General features: G+C 52.8%; 16 protein-coding genes. 6 read left to right on the forward strand and 10 right to left on the reverse strand.

The features are described 5' to 3' along the window. Positions 1-103 precede the first annotated feature (103 nt). The 3 genes from THS27_RS06705 to THS27_RS06715 all read right to left on the reverse strand — a co-directional run bounded on the left by THS27_RS06705 (position 104) and on the right by THS27_RS06715 (position 3227). Positions 104-1429 (reverse strand): methyl-accepting chemotaxis protein, encoded by a 1326-nt coding sequence (locus THS27_RS06705; protein ID WP_085589136.1) that lies wholly within the window; start codon positions 1427-1429, stop codon positions 104-106. Between the two features lie 201 nt (positions 1430-1630). Further along, entirely contained in the window at positions 1631-2092 is a 462-nt protein-coding gene (locus tag THS27_RS06710) for an Rrf2 family transcriptional regulator (protein ID WP_085589138.1), read from the reverse strand. Positions 2093-2315: 223 nt separating this feature from the next. Further along, complete coding sequence (locus tag THS27_RS06715) at positions 2316-3227, reverse strand: LysR family transcriptional regulator (RefSeq protein WP_085589140.1); 912 nt, start codon at positions 3225-3227, stop codon at positions 2316-2318. Positions 3228-3368: 141 nt separating this feature from the next. On the opposite strand from THS27_RS06715, the gene THS27_RS06720 reads away from it, so the two are divergent. After that, complete coding sequence (locus THS27_RS06720; protein ID WP_085589142.1) at positions 3369-4223, forward strand: oxidoreductase; 855 nt, start codon at positions 3369-3371, stop codon at positions 4221-4223. A 181-nt stretch (positions 4224-4404) separates the two neighbouring features. On the opposite strand, the gene THS27_RS06725 is transcribed toward THS27_RS06720, so the two are convergent. Continuing rightward, positions 4405-4623 (reverse strand): DUF3126 family protein, encoded by a 219-nt coding sequence (locus THS27_RS06725; protein WP_085589144.1) that lies wholly within the window; start codon positions 4621-4623, stop codon positions 4405-4407. Between the two features lie 319 nt (positions 4624-4942). Here THS27_RS06725 and THS27_RS06735 point away from each other — a divergent pair, with 319 nt between their 5' ends. Then, a complete protein-coding gene (locus tag THS27_RS06735) occupies positions 4943-5662 on the forward strand; it encodes a glutathione S-transferase (RefSeq protein WP_085589148.1) in 720 nt (239 codons plus the stop codon). Between the two features lie 90 nt (positions 5663-5752). Then, positions 5753-6289 (forward strand): hypoxanthine phosphoribosyltransferase, encoded by a 537-nt coding sequence (gene hpt / locus THS27_RS06740; RefSeq protein ID WP_085589150.1) that lies wholly within the window; start codon positions 5753-5755, stop codon positions 6287-6289. Between the two features lie 133 nt (positions 6290-6422). Here hpt and THS27_RS06745 read toward each other — a convergent pair whose 3' ends face one another. The 4 genes from THS27_RS06745 to THS27_RS06760 all read right to left on the reverse strand — a co-directional run bounded on the left by THS27_RS06745 (position 6423) and on the right by THS27_RS06760 (position 9550). Then, positions 6423-7019, reverse strand: coding sequence for a phage holin family protein (locus THS27_RS06745; RefSeq protein ID WP_085589152.1), 597 nt, complete (start codon positions 7017-7019; stop codon positions 6423-6425). Continuing rightward, positions 7016-7315, reverse strand: a complete 300-nt coding sequence (locus THS27_RS06750) for a YqjD family protein (protein WP_085589153.1) — start codon at positions 7313-7315, stop codon at positions 7016-7018. The genes THS27_RS06745 and THS27_RS06750 overlap by 4 nt, the downstream gene beginning before the upstream one ends. Before the next feature lie 214 nt (positions 7316-7529). After that, positions 7530-7754, reverse strand: coding sequence for an FAD-dependent monooxygenase (locus tag THS27_RS06755; RefSeq protein WP_256376756.1), 225 nt, complete (start codon positions 7752-7754; stop codon positions 7530-7532). Between the two features lie 167 nt (positions 7755-7921). After that, positions 7922-9550: a glucan biosynthesis protein gene (locus THS27_RS06760; RefSeq protein WP_085589157.1), complete on the reverse strand. Its 1629-nt coding sequence runs from the start codon at positions 9548-9550 to the stop codon at positions 7922-7924. Positions 9551-9881: 331 nt separating this feature from the next. Between THS27_RS06760 and THS27_RS06765 the strand changes: the two genes are divergently transcribed. Both THS27_RS06765 and THS27_RS06770 read left to right on the forward strand, forming a co-directional pair. Beyond that, on the forward strand, positions 9882-10709 hold the full coding sequence (locus tag THS27_RS06765) for a mannosyl-3-phosphoglycerate phosphatase (RefSeq protein WP_139835499.1): 828 nt from the start codon (positions 9882-9884) through the stop codon (positions 10707-10709). A 2-nt stretch (positions 10710-10711) separates the two neighbouring features. After that, positions 10712-11950 carry a glycosyl transferase gene (locus THS27_RS06770; RefSeq protein WP_085589203.1) on the forward strand — a complete coding sequence of 413 codons (1239 nt, stop codon included), beginning with the start codon at positions 10712-10714 and terminating at the stop codon, positions 11948-11950. 85 nt (positions 11951-12035) lie between these two features. Here the strand turns inward: THS27_RS06770 and THS27_RS06775 are convergent, their stop codons facing one another. Next, complete coding sequence (locus THS27_RS06775; protein WP_085589159.1) at positions 12036-12878, reverse strand: SDR family oxidoreductase; 843 nt, start codon at positions 12876-12878, stop codon at positions 12036-12038. A 106-nt stretch (positions 12879-12984) separates the two neighbouring features. On the opposite strand from THS27_RS06775, the gene THS27_RS06780 reads away from it, so the two are divergent. After that, positions 12985-13929: a LysR family transcriptional regulator gene (locus THS27_RS06780; RefSeq protein ID WP_085589161.1), complete on the forward strand. Its 945-nt coding sequence runs from the start codon at positions 12985-12987 to the stop codon at positions 13927-13929. On the opposite strand, the gene THS27_RS06785 is transcribed toward THS27_RS06780, so the two are convergent. Further along, positions 13905-15719, reverse strand: a complete 1815-nt coding sequence (locus THS27_RS06785) for an alpha-amylase family glycosyl hydrolase (protein WP_085589163.1) — start codon at positions 15717-15719, stop codon at positions 13905-13907. The genes THS27_RS06780 and THS27_RS06785 overlap by 25 nt on opposite strands. Positions 15720-15986 lie beyond the last annotated feature (267 nt).

Genomic DNA, 15986 nt, shown 5'->3' on the forward strand with positions numbered 1-15986 from the left:
GCCAACCGGCATATATTGATAAATAAAGGGCGGCATCACATTGATGCTGCCCTTTGTTATATGGCAAATTCGCATAGGCCAGCCTCAAACAGCAAACCACTAGCTATTGCTGCTGCGCCCGAATCATGCGGCGCAGGCGCTGCATCACCTCGCGATTACTGTTTTCCATCGCACTTAATGCTGCCAGTGCCGGTTCGATGTTTCCAGCGCGATACTGCCCAACGGCAATACGGGCATTTTCATGCACTTGCCGGTGCGGTTCTTCCATGGCGGCAAAGTCGGGCAAGCTGGCAAATTGTCCCTGCCCTGATCCCCCATAATACCATTGCCCCAGCCGACAATCGGTTTCAGGCGGAAAATCGGCTTCGGTCGCGTTTGAAAGGCCCATAAACACCCGATAAACTTCCAGCTTCAATTCAAGTTCTTCAAGGTTGGCCAACTCAACCTCGCTTAACATTGCCGCCATTGTCAGCGCACTGGCTGACTGATCCGATATTTCAACAATTCGGCCTGTTCGCGCCAAAATCTCCCCCGCCTCATCCTTTAAATGGCTGGTAGCCTGGGAATTGGCCCGCATATTGTCATCTGTTGTGCTGGCGGTCTTTTTAATCTCGCGCACCAGCGAACCAATATCATCGGTCGCTGTTGCTGCCTGCCCCGCCAGCGTACGCACTTCGGTTGCCACCACGGCAAAACCCGCCCCGGCCTCGCCCGCGCGGGCCGCTTCAATACTGGCATTAAAGGCCAGCAACCGGGTCTGGCGTGATACATTGTCAATCAGCGACAAAATAGTGCTGATCCGGTTGGCATCGACGTTCAATTCTGAAATTTTCTGCGATGCTTGGTCAACCTTGGTACTGATGGCGACAATTTCAGCAACCATCTCTTTCAATCCGGCCTGGCTGGCCTCTGTTTCACGCCGGGAATCTCCGTTGGCACGGCTATGATCAATCAGCAGCGATGATAACTCGCCAAACGATTCTCTGACCGATACCAGCGAATTGCCAAATCCATCCAGATTGCGAAACACCACCTGATAAACGTCGCGCTGATGTTCAAGTTCGCGAATGCGGGCCAAAAGCCCGGCCTCGCACGGCGTTACGGCGCCCTCTTGCGAAACGCTGCCCGCCCTTCCTTCGGTATCACCACCTGGCAGTGGCAAACCCGGTGACGAGCCCTGCAAAACTGCGTCAAAACCGCAGTCATCATCTAATGTCAAAGCAGCTCCATGCATCGCTTGCGCCACCGCATCAGGCTTTCCCAATACAGGCGATGTTGCCAAATTTACGTTGGCTGCCGACTTTACCGAAGTTCGCGCCACGCCGTTTACGTCACCATCCGGTCGTTCCTGCAATGCGTACATGTTGTCCTCCGCACTTTGCATCCATTCCCCCGTCACCCCCACCACTACGGCACCGGCTTTGGGCATCAAAAGTATCTTCTTTTAACATATATATAAAATACATGTTAATCCGCAAAATGCATGGCTGGTCTGACAACATGCTTGCCAACCAACAGATTGTCGGCGTTTCCGTTCATAATATACCTTACACCAAAGCTTGTTGATCAGGCGGGCGGGCTCGCCGGAGCCGTTGCCTTTCGCGACACTGGCCACGCGGCACAGTTGCACCTATTCACGGCAACTATCGCCCGCCGGTGCCAGTCCCAACAGATCGGCAAGGGCTGTGCGAGGGCCGATCAAATCAGCCAAAACATAACCGTCGAGAACAGCATAAAATGCTTCGCCTGCCTTATACAGGGCGCCGCGCAACAGACAGGCTGGCTCGATTTTGCAGATCCCCGCATGGGCCGGATCGAAACATTCAACAATATGGCTGTCTTTTTCAGTTTCGCGCACCACCACCCCGATATTGATGTCACTCGCCGGACGGGCCAGCATCATTCCGCCGCCCTTACCACGCACAGTGGTAATTATATTTTGCCGCGCCAGATGATGCACCACCTTCATCAGGTGGTTACGCGAAATATCATAAGCCGTGGCAATTTCATCAATCGTTGCCAAACCCTGGCCGTGCAAACCCAAATAAATCAGGGTGCGCAATGTGTAGTCACTAAAAACCGTCAACCGCATTATTCATTCCTGACACGGCAATTGCCGCTACTACATGCCCGCCCGTCCACGGGTCGCTTTTCCGGCTTCATTATCTTTTCGCACATAACGCACCTAACACATCAAAACAAATATTTTTAATGCACCTTATGAAGTCGAATAATCCCGCAAAATCTGCGCCCGGCATACGCAATAAAGCCATCCCCGCCCCTAACGACAAGGGTCGAACTTTTATCAGTAATCATTACCCGTCATCCCGGTTAGCCATGCGCAAAAAATCAATCACGGCACGCACAGCTGGCGGTGTGTGTTGCTGGCGGGCATAATACAAATACCAGCCGGGAAAATCGGGCGAATAACTTTCAAGCAGTGGCACAAGTTTTCCGGCATTGATCAAGGGTTGCATCCACTGCGATGACCAATAGGCAAACGCCACCCCCACACCCTGGGCTGCGGCCATCAGGGCCGTGTCACGGTGCGATACAATCAGGGTGCCGTTAACGGCCACGTTAAACCAGCGACCATCTTCGTTAAATTCCCAATTATAGATTTTATTGCTGCCCGGTTTCCGCCAGTTAATGCAGTTATGCCCCAGCAAATCAGCCGGTATATGCGGCCTGCCGTATTGTGCCAGGTAATCAGGCGATGCAACCGCCACCTGGCGCAAATCCGGCCCCAGTTTGACAGCGATCATATCTTTTTCCAAAAGCTCGCCCAGGGTAATGCCAATATCAAAGCCATCGCCCACAATATCGATCATGGCATCGTTAATGCCCAGCTCCAGGGTGATATCAGGATATTTCTTGTAAAAATCACCCAGATACGGCTCGACCAATGAGGCCAGCGCCAAACGTGGCAATACCAGCCGCACGGTTCCCGTAGGCGCGCCTTGCAAATTGCGCACCTCGCCAAGGGCTGCCTCCATTTCGCCAAGCGCCGGTTTAAAACGGTCAAACAGGCGCTTGCCTGCTTCGGTCGGGGCGGTACTCCGCGTGGTCCGGTTTAATAATTGCACCCCGATCCGTGCCTCAAGCTGGCGAATGGTCTGGCTCAATGTCGATGGCGAAATCCGCAATCGGGCCGCCGCACGGGAAAAATTGCCTTCTTCAATGATGGCGACAAACGCCCGCAGGTCGGCAAACTCGCTGCCTCTCATTATGTTACTCCAGCCACATAGTCTGTTCTGTTTTTATATTATAGTCCAAACAATCATGTGCCACTAGCCTGCCCTTCCACTTTTCGGGGCGCCTTAAATGCCCCGTCAACGACGTACTGCAATACCGAAAGGGTTCTAAAAATGGCAAGTTCACCCCAAAAGACATTTCTGGTTACGGGTGTCAGTTCCGGTTTTGGCAAAGCCTTTGCCACTGCGGCCTTGCAGGCAGGCAATCGTGTTATCGGCACCGTTCGCAACGATGCCGCCAAACAGGATTTTGAAAAACTGGGCAGCAACGCCACCGCAATCCTTCTTGATGTAACCGATTTTGAAAAAATCGAACCGGCCATCACCGCCGTGCAACAAACGGTTGGCCCAATTGATGTTCTGATCAACAATGCCGGATATGGCCACGAGGGCATCCTGGAAGAAAGCCCGCTTGATGAAATGATCGCCCAGTTCAACGTTAATGTGTTTGGCGCCGTCGCCATGATCAAGGCCGTATTACCCACCATGCGCCAACGCAAAAGCGGCCATATCATCAACATCACATCAATGGGCGGCTTTATTACCATGCCGGGTATTTCATATTATTGCGGGTCAAAATTTGCCCTGGAAGGCATTTCCGAAACCCTTGCCAGCGAAGTCGCCCACCTTGGCATTCACGTAACGGCCATTGCGCCGGGGTCGTTTCGTACCGACTGGGCCGGGCGTTCAATGGTCCGCACCGATCGCAGCATTGACGATTACAACACCCTGTTTGACCCGATCCGCGAGGCCCGCACCGCCAAAAGCGGCCAACAGGCCGGCGACCCGGCAAAGGCCGCACAGGTAATGCTGGATCTGGTCAATCACGACACACCCCCAACCCATTTGCTGCTTGGGGCCGATGCAATGTCGCTGGTGCGCAACAAACTGACTTCATTGGCCGATGAAATTACGCGCTGGGAAGATATCAGCCGATCCACCGCGTTTGATGCCACCCCCACAGCATAATCCCGACCAGACGGAAGACGGATGGCGAACCACATAACGCCATCCATCCGCAGCGGCACCGATGTCTTACCCGGTTAATTACCGGCAACACATCGGACATAAAAAAACGCCCCTTCATGCGGGGGCGTTTTTTATGGTTCGCCCGTATAAGGCGCGAACAAACCAATAACCTTGCGCTGACTTAATCGAGCGGCGGCAGGTCTTCTTCAAGGATCATGATCTGCAAGGAATAGCTGACTTCACCCTCGTCTTCGTCACGGTGCAAAACACCCAAAAATTCCTCGCCGACACGCATTTCAATCGGATGATCCTTGGCCCGCGGCGGATCAATGGCAATACGGTTATTGTCAAAGGTGCGACGCAAATACTTGGTTACCCGCGCGATCTCGGTCGGTGTCATGGTCTGTTTCCTTGTTTCCATCTGTGGTCGTCGGTTCACCGTCCCCAAAACAACGGCACCTGGTGCGTTTTCGTTCCGGTTCGGTGAAAGGCGATAAATTCCGTGCTTTTCCTTTCACAAACCGGACCGGTAAATCAAGCCCGCCGATTGTAAAACGATCAATTTTTTGCCTTGTTCCGGCAAAATATACTGCACGCACCTGTCTATCCACATATTTGGTGCCACATAACTATACTGAAATTGGCCGCGTCACGATACCCGCAGCGTATGCCCTGCAAAGTTGGTTGCAAAGATTGCCCCTTATGTTTAATCCGGAAGAATGACCGATCAAAGTAACGTTCCCCCATCATCCCCGATAAATGCACCGCTGGCACAAGCCGGCATTCCGGTATTATACAGCTTTCGCCGCTGCCCCTATGCAATGCGGGCACGCATGGCGCTGCTTGCGGCAGGCATTGATGTTGAACTGCGCGAAGTTGTCCTGCGCGATAAACCGGCGGCAATGATTATCGCATCCCCAAAGGCCACCGTGCCGGTGCTGATCCTGCCTGATGGCACCGTGATTGATGAAAGCCTTGAAATTATGGTTTGGGCGCTGGCCGAGGCCGACCCGCACCAGTGGCTTAGCCCCGAAAGCGGCGAGCTTGGTGATATGCTGGTTTTAATTGCGCAAAATGACGGGCCGTTTAAAAATCACCTGGATCGCTATAAATATGCCAGCCGTTACGAAGGTGCCGATCCCGCATTTCACCGCGAACAGGCAGAAAAAATTCTGAACCGGCTTGATGGCAGGCTTGCCGTCGGTCGTTTTCTGTTTGGCGGTCACCCGGCGCTGGCTGATTTTGCCATCGCCCCGTTCATTCGCCAGTTTGCCCGTGCTGATCAGGTAAAATTTGATGCCCTGCCGTTTGTACATTTGCAACGCTGGCTAAACGACATGCTGCAAACGTCGTTTTTTACCAATGCCATGGCCAAATATGAACAATGGCACGACGGAGATAAACCGGTATTGTTACAAGCTCAAACAATAACAACATAGCATATTCAACCTCAAGCAGGCTGGTAAAGGCCCATTGCCTGTGGTAGCAACGCCTGCATTGAACCATTCCACCTTCGGGGACCCGGACTGATGGCCGATTATGATGTCAAGCCGTTGATCACTGCTGAGGAAATTGCCGCGAAAATCGATACGCTGGCAGCCCAGATCAACGAAAATTTCAAAGATACCCAAAAACTGATCGTGGTCGGCTTGTTGCGCGGCTCGTTCGTGTTTATCGCCGATCTGGTGCGTAAACTGACTGTGCCGGTCGAAGTCGATTTCATGGTGGCGTCAAGCTATGGTGACTCGACCGAAAGTTCGCGCAATGTCCGCATCATCAAGGATCTTGACGGGCAAATTCGCGGCAAGGATGTGCTTCTCGTCGAAGACATTATTGATACGGGCTATACCCTGTCCGAAGTGGTACGCCTGTTAAACACACGCGACCCCAACAAACTTGAAATCTGCACCCTGCTTAACAAACCATCACGCCGCGATATCGATATTGCCATTGATTATTGCGGCTTTGATATTCCTGACGAATTTGTGGTTGGTTACGGCATCGATTACGCCCAGAACAACCGCAACCTGCCCTATATCGGCACGGTACATTTTCACGGCGAATAATCACCGTCTTTGAGCCATTGGGCCTATGGGCCTTTGCACCAAACATGCAAAACCGGCGTTCGGGTCTGCCCCGCACGCCGGTTTTGTTTTAATACTGCAATAAATTTACAGCGCACAAATCACATTGCGACTGTTACTTCTGGTCCAAGCCCGGATCACGGGGAAATGGCGCGCTATCTGGCGCTTTCAACCCATTATCGTCTGGCACGCCCGGATTATCTGCCGCCCCACCTGCGGCACGGGCGGCACGCTCCATTGCCTCCGCATGTGCTGCTTCGGCTTTTGCAACTGCATTCTCGGCGGCGCGCTGGCGTTCAAATGCACCAAGCCCGTCAAAATCCTGCAAAATGCGTTCAAAACCCTGATTCATACCCTGTTTATCGCCCTGTCCGGTGGCAAAACCGGCCCGGGCGGCATCAATCAGCAAATCAAGAATAACATCATCTTCGGTTCGGTTTGCCTTATGCGGATGGGTCGGCTTTTCGGTTTCAAATGTCGGACTTTTGCCAAACCATATCGCGGCAGCAACAAGCCCCAGCACAATTAAAACGACACCAATCGACAGCGCCGCCGTGACCGCCCCCACATGGGCAGCAAGTGCCATATAAATCGCAGCCAGAACAAACCCGGCCCCAACCAGAATAACCAGCCCGATCGCGGCGATGGCCGCAAGCCTTGCGGCTGCGGCCTGCGCCATATCACCAATCGCGGCGATCAGCTGATCGATCATCGTTGCAGCAGACGACCAATTAACAGGCCAACACCAAAGGTGGCTGCAACCGTTATCAGCGGACGTTCGCGCACCTGATCGACAGCCACGTCACGGGCATGGTCGAACTGTTCGCGTGCCTGACCAGAAACTTCACGAACCCGCTGGGCGGCCTGTGCTGCACGGGTTTCGCCAGTTTCACGGGCAATTGTTTTAAGGGTTTTGGTCACTTCCGCCAGATCCTGACGAAGAATTTCGACCTCGGCCTGCAGCTTTGAGGTGTCGGCGCTCGTATCGGCTTCATTCTTGGCCACCATTGGGACCTCCTTGTATGTTTTAAACCGTTGCCTCACACAACACACCTCTAACGCACAACAATGCCTGCCGGTTCCATATCAATTGTGATGATTTAGAGGCAGCTGATATTAATCCGGCAAACCAACATGGTTTTCTGCCCGCATCATCTTGCCCGCATCCAATGACAGGACATAATTCAGCCCGGCCTGCAATACCTGGCCCTCAAAACGGTTTTCATCCCCAAAACGATGCAGCACTGATGTCATCGCCCGGCAAAAACCTTTGGCCATCCACACCCGCTGCACACATCTGATCAACGGTTCCCATTTCCGGCATACCGGCCCGAATGCGCCCTTCTGCATTGGCACGGCTTTTACGTGCCAAAATGACCAACGAAATGCCGAGCGCATGCAACAAGCGCGACAACAACAGCCCCACCAGCCGCCACCCTATGATCACAGGATAAAAAGTCGGCGGTTTGAGCAGAATGGACAAACCGGAAAAGAAACTGCACAAAACCAACGTCTATAACCAGCTGGCTATAGACAATATTTTAATGCCTATAAATACAAAACGGGCCGGAAATACCGGCCCGTTATCTGCTCTGCACTGATATCAACAGATATCTAGAAATTATGCTCGCGATGCTCAAACACCCAGCTTTCGGTCAATAATCTGTCTCCGGTTTTAAGGGCGGCACGCAAATTAACCGGCCCATTGCCATCGGGGAAAATATCAAACACCAGTCGCCAATAATCCTGCCCCACCACACGCAGGCAATATGCATTTTGAATGGCGGCATTACTGGCCGTTACATCGGGCACCACTGCTTTTTGTTCGGTGGTGTAATTTGCCAACGCGCCCCCGGCAAAATCAATGGCATATTTCAACCCTTTATCCGGGCGCTTTTGGCCTGGCACCCCGGCCCGGCCGGTACGCGTCGCAATGGCATGGCCAACTTTTACATCCCCATACAGGCCATCCACCATCCAGTGCATCCGATACTGAAAGGCGCGTTCTTCCCCGGCGGGCACTTCTTCATCTGTTGTCCAATAGGCAACAATATTGTCGTGAATTTCATCGTCGGTTGGAATTTCCAGCAACTGAACCATGCCTTTTTGCCAATCACCCTTTGGTTCAATCCACAGCGACGGGCGACGGTCATAAAACACACCATCATCTTCGTAATTGGCAAAGCTGCGGTCGCGCTGCATTAACCCGAACCCCTTGGGCGCTTGGTCAACAAAGCTGCTGGTGCGGGTCTGTTTGGGGTTATCAAGCGGTCGCCACAGACGTTCACCCGAGCCTGTCCAAATCGCCAGCCCGTCATTGTCATGAATTTCCGGCCGCCAATCCACCGCTTCATCACGGTTGGTTTCCGAAAACCAGAACATGCTGGTTAAGGGCGCGACCCCCAAACGACGCACGGCCTGACGGGTAAAAAACCGCACCGTAACATCCATTGTGATGTCCTGGTCATTTGGTTTCTGACACTGAATTTGCACAGCCCCGGTCAGGCTTGGGCTATCGAGCAACGCATAAATATGCATTCCGCCATCGTGGGTCGGCTCCAGCCAAAATTCAGTAAAACGCGGAAATTCTTCGGGGGTATCATGCAAGGCAGTATTGACCGACACGGCCCGGGCCGACAGCCCGTATTGGTCCAACGGCCCGGCAGAGCGAAAATACGACGCCCCCATAAAGGCCAGCCAATCGCGCGAATGGTCCTGATCATAAAGCAGGCGAAACCCGCCCCATCCGGCATCATCTGGCATATCGGCTGCTTTGATGTCGCCCTTATAGTCAAACGCTGACGGGTCATATTGCACCTCCTGTGCCTGCCCGTCCGTTACGGTATAAATGCGAACCTTTTCCATGGTCCCGCGATTTTGATGAAACGGGGCAACCGGCGGCACACCATCCGTATTCCACCACAACGACTTTTCGGTATCAAATTTGATTTGCTGATAGGCATCATAATCAATACGCGACAGAACATTTTTCAACGCATCGGAAACTTGCGGTGCCTGAAAGGGTTGTTTGGCCTGCTCACGTGCCCAGCCAATAACCCCTTCAAACGAAAACGGCTTTTTCTCGCCCATCGGCAACGTACCATCTTCGGCTGCCAACGCACGGGGCAAGGCCCCCGGCACAAGCCCTGCTGCGGCTGCCGCCCCGACAAGTCCGATAAAATTCCGCCGTCCCATTTTCACGCCCATCAAGCGACTTTCACCTTTAAAATCATGTTTCGACATTCGTTTTTCTTAAATCACAAAGACTTGCAACCAAATTTTGCAATTTCCGCTGCCGATATGCCGACTAAAAATGGCATCGTCAGGGCCAGCATTTTTTACATCAAAGCCATTCTACAAACGAAAATCACCCCGCACTGTTCCCAATAGGCAACAGTGCGCAGGCAATGATGACATCGGCAAAACTTAAGTGATGATTTTCCACACACTTTTATAATCATATAAAAATGTGCATAAAATTTAATCTTTGCACTGTCGCCCAATCGGGGGCGCTGTGCTAGACTTCAATTGTTACTTCTGCAACACACTGTTTTAACTACGTTTTGCGAGATACATGCAACATCTGACCGGACTTGTCGTTTTTACCGACCTGGATGGCACCCTGCTGGATCACGATGACTATTCCTGGGAGGCGGCGCGCCCCGCCCTTACACGGCTGCGCAAAAACGACATTCCCCTGCTGGCAATTTCTTCCAAGACACTGGCTGAATTACGGGCAATCAATTCACAGCATCATCTGTTTGCCGGCCTGATCGGTGAAAATGGCGGCGTTATCGATATCAACGGCGATATCCGCCAGCCCGGTCCGCCAACAGCCACCATTGATGCTGCCCGCACCGCCATTGCCAAGGCCATATCTGTTCCGGTTGCAGGGTTTCGCACCAGCACAGCGGCCGAAATTGCCACGGCAACCGGCTTGCCCCCCAACGTGGCGGCCCTTGCCGGGCAACGCAACTGTTCGGACCCGTTAATATGGGCGCCCACCGCCAAGGACATTGCCCTCGCCGGGAACATCGCCCGCGAATATGGGTTAAAACTGGTAAAAGGGGGCCGCTTTTACACATTATGCGGCGAAACAGACAAAGGGGCCGCCATGCAAACGGCGCTGAAAATGCTGCAAAAAGCCGGAAAACTGCCAACAGGGCGGGCCGATATAACCACCATTGCCCTTGGTGATTCCCCCAATGACGCCGGGATGCTGGCCCATGCCGACATTGCCGTTCAAATTCCGGTCAAGCACGGCGCTGTTCCCACCCTTGATCTTGGCGGGAAAACAGCGCGCATCGCCCCGGCCCCCGGCCCTGATGGCTGGAACAGCACCATAAATTCAATACTCGACAATTTATCGCAAACGCCAACATCAATAACAAAAGCGAGGTAGAAATGGCCGATTTTCATCAGGGTGGCCCGATCACAACCCTTCATTCGATTATTGATCGTGACCCCGAAGAACTCGCTTATGAAATGACCGCCTTTGCCCGGTCGCGCCGCCAGACCCTTATTTTGCCGTGCCTGTATTCCGAACTGGAAACACCGGCCATGACCACCATTTTGGAAGGTTTGAAAAAAGCCACCTATATTGATCAGATCGTGGTGGGACTGGACCGGGCCAACGAAACCCAATACGCCTATGCACGCGAGTTTTTCAAAGACCTGCCACAACGCACCCGCATTCTATGGAATGACGGCCCGCGCCTGCGTGCCGTACATGACCGGCTGGAAAATTACGACCTGGCGCGTTACGAACCGGGCAAAGGCCGTAATGTGTGGTATTGCATGGGCTATACGCTGGCAACCGGGCGCAGTTCGGTTATTGGCATTCATGATTGCGACATTGCCACCTACACGCCCGACCTGCCTGCGCGTTTGATGTATCCCATTGCCAACCCGGCCTTTAATTTTGCCTTTGCCAAGGGCTATTACGCGCGCGTTGCGGGCGGCACGCTTAAGGGCCGTGTCTGTCGCCTGTTTGTCACGCCGCTTATTCGCGCGCTTAAGCAGGTCGTCGGCAAAACCGATTTCCTCAATTACCTCGATTGTTTCCGCTATGCGCTGTCAGGCGAAATTGCCATTCGCACCGATGTGGCCTATGGCCTGCGGGTGGCATCCGACTGGGGGCTGGAAGTTTCGATGCTTTCGGAAATGTATCGTAACCACACCGTCCATCGCCTGGCCCAGGTCGATATTGCCGATATTTACGACCACAAACACCGCGAATTTGACCCGGCAGAAAAGGACGACGGCCTGTCGCGCATGGCCAGCGACATTGCAAAATCGCTGTTTCGTAAACTGGCCACCCAGGGCACGGTTTTCTCGCACGAGACCTTCCGTACCCTGAAGGCGACCTATTACCGCACGGCACTTGACCTGATTGAGCAATACCGTGCCGATGCCCTGTTTAACGGCCTTAAAATCAATCGCGACGAAGAAGAAAAATGTGTCGAGGTTCTGGCCGAGGTGATCATTAGTGCTGGTCAGCATTACCTTGAAAACCCGCTGGAAAGCCCGTTCATCCCCAGTTGGCAGCGGGTTGAAAGTGCGATGGACGATATTTTCGAACAGCTTTCCGCCGCCGTTGACGATGACTTGAATGATAGTGAGATTGGCAAAGTTGCCCGATAGCAAACATCAGCAGCTCCGCTAAAAACAGGCCGGGATGGCCATATATCCCGGCCTGTTTGCATATCAGACGTCTGTATCAGCCATATTATTTTGCGGTCCCCGTATCAAAATAACTGTGCATATGCGCCATATAGGCATCTTCGCCCTTATGCAGGCGCGCATCAATAAAGCCACGCGCATCATCGCCAACATAATAACGCAGCCGGTTACTGCCATCCGTCACGGCCTGCTCGACAAACCCCGCGACATAATCAGAATCCATCAAACGTCCCCCGGCCATTTTAGCAAAAGCGGCGTTCGTTTTTTCTACAAAATCCTGATAATCGCCCAGGATTTCGGCTTTGGAAAATTCCTGTGCGCTGCGGGAATGAAATTCGGTGGCACTAACCCCGCCGTGCGGAATAACCAGTTTTACTGTAATACCCTGTGACGCCAGTTCATAGGAAACGGCTTCGCTAAAACCTTCAAGGGCAAATTTACTGGCACAATAAAGCGAAACCATCGGCAAACCAAAAACACCCGCCCCTGAGCTGATATTCACAATTGTTCCGCCTTGATATTTGCGAAAATGCGGCAAAATTGCCCGCATGACATCCATCACCCCAAACACATTCACCTGAAACTGCTGGTCGATCCGGCTTTGGCTTAGCCCCTCAAACAGGCCATATTGACCATAACCGGCGTTGTTGACGACCGCGTCAATACGGCCAAACCGGGCAATACCGGCTTCTATCGCCGCATCAATGCTGGCACGGTCCTGCACATCCAGCCGGGTGACCAGCACATGGGGCAATTCGCGTAATTCGGTGTCTCTTTCCGGGGTGCGCTGTGTGGCAACCACGTTCCATCCCAATGCGGCAAACCGCTGCGCTGTCGCTTTGCCAATTCCCGACGAGGTTCCGGTTATCAAAATTGTTTTCTGGTCCATTTCAGGCTCCACCGCTCTGTATCATTGACGATGGCGCACCATAGAAAGGTTTTATTGTTCGAATAAGTGACATATTATTGCACAAAGTAATGCAGGAAATCGAACAATGAACAAAGGTGGCCTATTGGAACTACATGGTGTGGTCGCAGTTGCCACCCATCGCAATTTTCGCGCAGCGGCAGCCGAACTCGGCCTGTCCCCATCCGCCCTTAGCCACGCGATTTCCAGCCTTGAACAGCGCCTTGGTGTGCGTCTGTTTAACCGGACCACACGCAGCGTTTCACTTACCGAGGCAGGCCGGGAATTTGTTGATCGCGTCCGCCCGGCCCTGTCCGACCTTTCCGATGCCATGGAAATCACCAACAAGTTCCGGCAAAAACCGCGCGGGACCCTGCGCCTGAATACATCCGAAGGGTCGGCACGGCTGTTTTTAATGCCGGTTGTGGCCCGCTTTATCGCGGCCTATCCCGACATGCATGTCGATATTATTACCGATGGCAAGCTGGTTGATATTGTCGCGGGTGGCTTTGATGCGGGCATTCGCCTGTTTGAAACCGTCCCGCAAGACATGATCGCCATTCCTTGCGGCCCGCCAGAACAATTCGTTATCGTTGCATCCCCCGAATATCTGGAAAAGTGCGGCAATCCAATCCCCAAAAACCCCGCCGATCTGGCAGCACATGCCTGCCTGCGCCTGCGTTTACCCAGTGGCAAAATCTATCGTTGGGAATTTGAAAAACGCGACCAGCAAATTGAAATCGACGTCACTGGCCCCATTACCCTTGATAGTTCCAATATGATTGTCGAAGCCGCAATTGCGGGATGCGGCATTGCCTATGTCACCCGTCATCAGGCCGCACCATATTTGCAATCCGGCGAACTGACACAAATGATGCATGACTGGACACCGCCCTTTCCCGGACTGTGCCTGTATTATCCCGGTCATCGCCATGTTCCGGCAGGTCTGCGGGCCTTTATAGACGTCCTGAAAGCATCGGTTTCAACAGAACCGGAAACACCAGCCCCTTATACCGGCATTGCATCACGGTAACGCTGCAACAACCGGCTTTCGGTCCGATGACGGCCATCCAGATTGGAAATCCATAAAATCTGATACGGGGCCAGGGTCATAATGCCGTCGTAATCGGGAATCACCTTGCCGGTAATCAGGTCCTGCCAGCCTTCATTCATGATCAGGTTAATGCGTGACAAATCCAGGTCCTGGTCCTGCCCCGTCAGGTTAAACACGCAGAAAATACTTTGATCATTCAAATGGCTTTGCCGCCAGATACCCAACAATTCCGACCCCAGATTAAGGGTATATTGGGTGGCATTGGGATGAAAGGCCGGTTGCCCCTGGCGAATGGACATCAAGGCGCGCAACTGCTCGAACACCTGCCGGGCCGGGCCGGGCGCTTCCAAAACGGCCTCCGCATCGCCCAGTTGCCAGATTTTACGATTTAACCGCCGTGGAATACCGGTTTGCTGATAACCGTGCTGGTCATTTTCCGATGCAAAAATCGACTGCACATAAATTGCCGGAATACCTTCCAACGACATGGCAATCGCCTGCGACATTACAAACCGTTCCAGCCCAAAGGTACGCTCACCCGCAAAACTTTCGGCCAGCATGCTAAACAATGTCACGTTCAGTTCGTAGGGGCGCTGCCCGCCCCCGGCAACCGACCGATAACTTACCTCGCCGCCCATTTTACGGGCATGTTCGGTCATTTGGGTAATGTCATCATCGGGTACAATATTTTCGGCTGGCCGCAAACCAATGCCATCATGGCTGGCGGTAAAATTAAAAAATGTGCAACCTGCCGGGGCGGGTGGCATCGCCATGATGCATTTGCGAATATAATCTGACCGCCCGCTCAGCAGCGCGTGCAAAATAACCGGTGGCAGGGAAAAGTTATAAATCAGATGGGCTTCGTCCTGCTGACCGAAATAAGACAGGTTTTCTACCATCGGCAGGTTGGTTTCGGTAATAAACACCAGGTCAGGTGCCACCGCATTGGCCGCAAGCCGTAATGCCTTAATAATCTTGTGGGTTTGCTCGGCATTGATCGAGGGTGTACCGGATTCTTTCCAGATAAAGCCAATCGCATCAAGCCGGATCACGCTGACCCCGTGGCTGATATAATCCAGCACGATTTTCAGAATTTCAAAAAATACATCGGGGTTGCTGTAATCCAGATCAACCTGATCATAACTAAATGTACACCAGACATGCTTTGGCCCCAGTGCGGTTTCCACCAGATTTAGCAATGGATGGCTACGCGGGCGCACTACCAGTGAAATATCGTCATCCGGGCTGGCAGTTTTAATGTAATTAACACCCGGTTCCTGTCCGGCCAGAAATTGCCCAAACCATTCATGAGACGCCGAAATATGGTTTGCCACCAGATCGGCCATCACTTTGGCATGCTTGGACAAATCCTCGACATCCTCCCACGTCCCCAGTTCCGGGCGCAGGGTGGTAAAATCGGAAACTGAAAAACCATCGTCGGATGTAAAAGGATGAAACGGTAAAATATGAATCCCCGGTAACCAGTCTTTCAGCCATTTCTGATGAAAGTCGCGCAGGGATTTAAGGCCCTGATAGCCATTGCGCGAAATGCTGTCGCCATAGGTAATTAAAAAAGCGTCGCGCTGGTCCCATTTTCGCAGGGATTCTTCCGCCGGTTCGGGGCCGTCGCCTTCTATTGGCAAGTCCAAAACCTCGAATACGCGCCTTACCAGCAAAGCCGGGTCATGTTGTGGATAAACATCGCTCAACAGATTTCGCATTGCACTAGCAAAAGCAATCCGTCCAGACGTGCCAACAACCCGGTCCATTCGACCTCCTTAAAACAGGCAATTCAATTGATTGAATACAATCAAATAATTTTTCTGCCTATGATGCAAGCAGCGATTTATCATTGCCTGGCAAACAGGCACGACATCCCCTTGCATTGCAGCATGGTGGCTTGTGTCGGTTGCCTAATCATACCGGCAACACCGCACATCTTAAAATAACCACCTAGGGTGCAATCGTAACGCTCGCTAGCGTATCGGTGCTGGAAACCTCAATATCGGCCGATGGGGTAATCCCCCCATTTTTAA

This window comes from Thalassospira sp. MCCC 1A01428 (assembly GCF_002115825.1).
GTDB lineage: Bacteria > Pseudomonadota > Alphaproteobacteria > Rhodospirillales > Thalassospiraceae > Thalassospira.

What these genes read in the sequence shown, in the direction of transcription:
- THS27_RS06705 (WP_085589136.1), bottom strand. Translation starts at nt 1,429, where the DNA reads ATGCCCAAAGCCGGTGCCGTAGTGGTGGGGGTGACGGGGGAATGGATG.
- THS27_RS06710 (WP_085589138.1), bottom strand. Translation starts at nt 2,092, where the DNA reads ATGCGGTTGACGGTTTTTAGTGACTACACATTGCGCACCCTGATTTAT.
- THS27_RS06715 (WP_085589140.1), bottom strand. Translation starts at nt 3,227, where the DNA reads ATGAGAGGCAGCGAGTTTGCCGACCTGCGGGCGTTTGTCGCCATCATT.
- THS27_RS06720 (WP_085589142.1), top strand. Translation starts at nt 3,369, where the DNA reads ATGGCAAGTTCACCCCAAAAGACATTTCTGGTTACGGGTGTCAGTTCC.
- THS27_RS06725 (WP_085589144.1), bottom strand. Translation starts at nt 4,623, where the DNA reads ATGACACCGACCGAGATCGCGCGGGTAACCAAGTATTTGCGTCGCACC.
- THS27_RS06735 (WP_085589148.1), top strand. Translation starts at nt 4,943, where the DNA reads ATGACCGATCAAAGTAACGTTCCCCCATCATCCCCGATAAATGCACCG.
- hpt (WP_085589150.1), top strand. Translation starts at nt 5,753, where the DNA reads ATGGCCGATTATGATGTCAAGCCGTTGATCACTGCTGAGGAAATTGCC.
- THS27_RS06745 (WP_085589152.1), bottom strand. Translation starts at nt 7,019, where the DNA reads ATGATCGATCAGCTGATCGCCGCGATTGGTGATATGGCGCAGGCCGCA.
- THS27_RS06750 (WP_085589153.1), bottom strand. Translation starts at nt 7,315, where the DNA reads ATGGTGGCCAAGAATGAAGCCGATACGAGCGCCGACACCTCAAAGCTG.
- THS27_RS06760 (WP_085589157.1), bottom strand. Translation starts at nt 9,550, where the DNA reads ATGTCGAAACATGATTTTAAAGGTGAAAGTCGCTTGATGGGCGTGAAA.
- THS27_RS06765 (WP_139835499.1), top strand. Translation starts at nt 9,882, where the DNA reads ATGCAACATCTGACCGGACTTGTCGTTTTTACCGACCTGGATGGCACC.
- THS27_RS06770 (WP_085589203.1), top strand. Translation starts at nt 10,712, where the DNA reads ATGGCCGATTTTCATCAGGGTGGCCCGATCACAACCCTTCATTCGATT.
- THS27_RS06775 (WP_085589159.1), bottom strand. Translation starts at nt 12,878, where the DNA reads ATGGACCAGAAAACAATTTTGATAACCGGAACCTCGTCGGGAATTGGC.
- THS27_RS06780 (WP_085589161.1), top strand. Translation starts at nt 12,985, where the DNA reads ATGAACAAAGGTGGCCTATTGGAACTACATGGTGTGGTCGCAGTTGCC.
- THS27_RS06785 (WP_085589163.1), bottom strand. Translation starts at nt 15,719, where the DNA reads ATGGACCGGGTTGTTGGCACGTCTGGACGGATTGCTTTTGCTAGTGCA.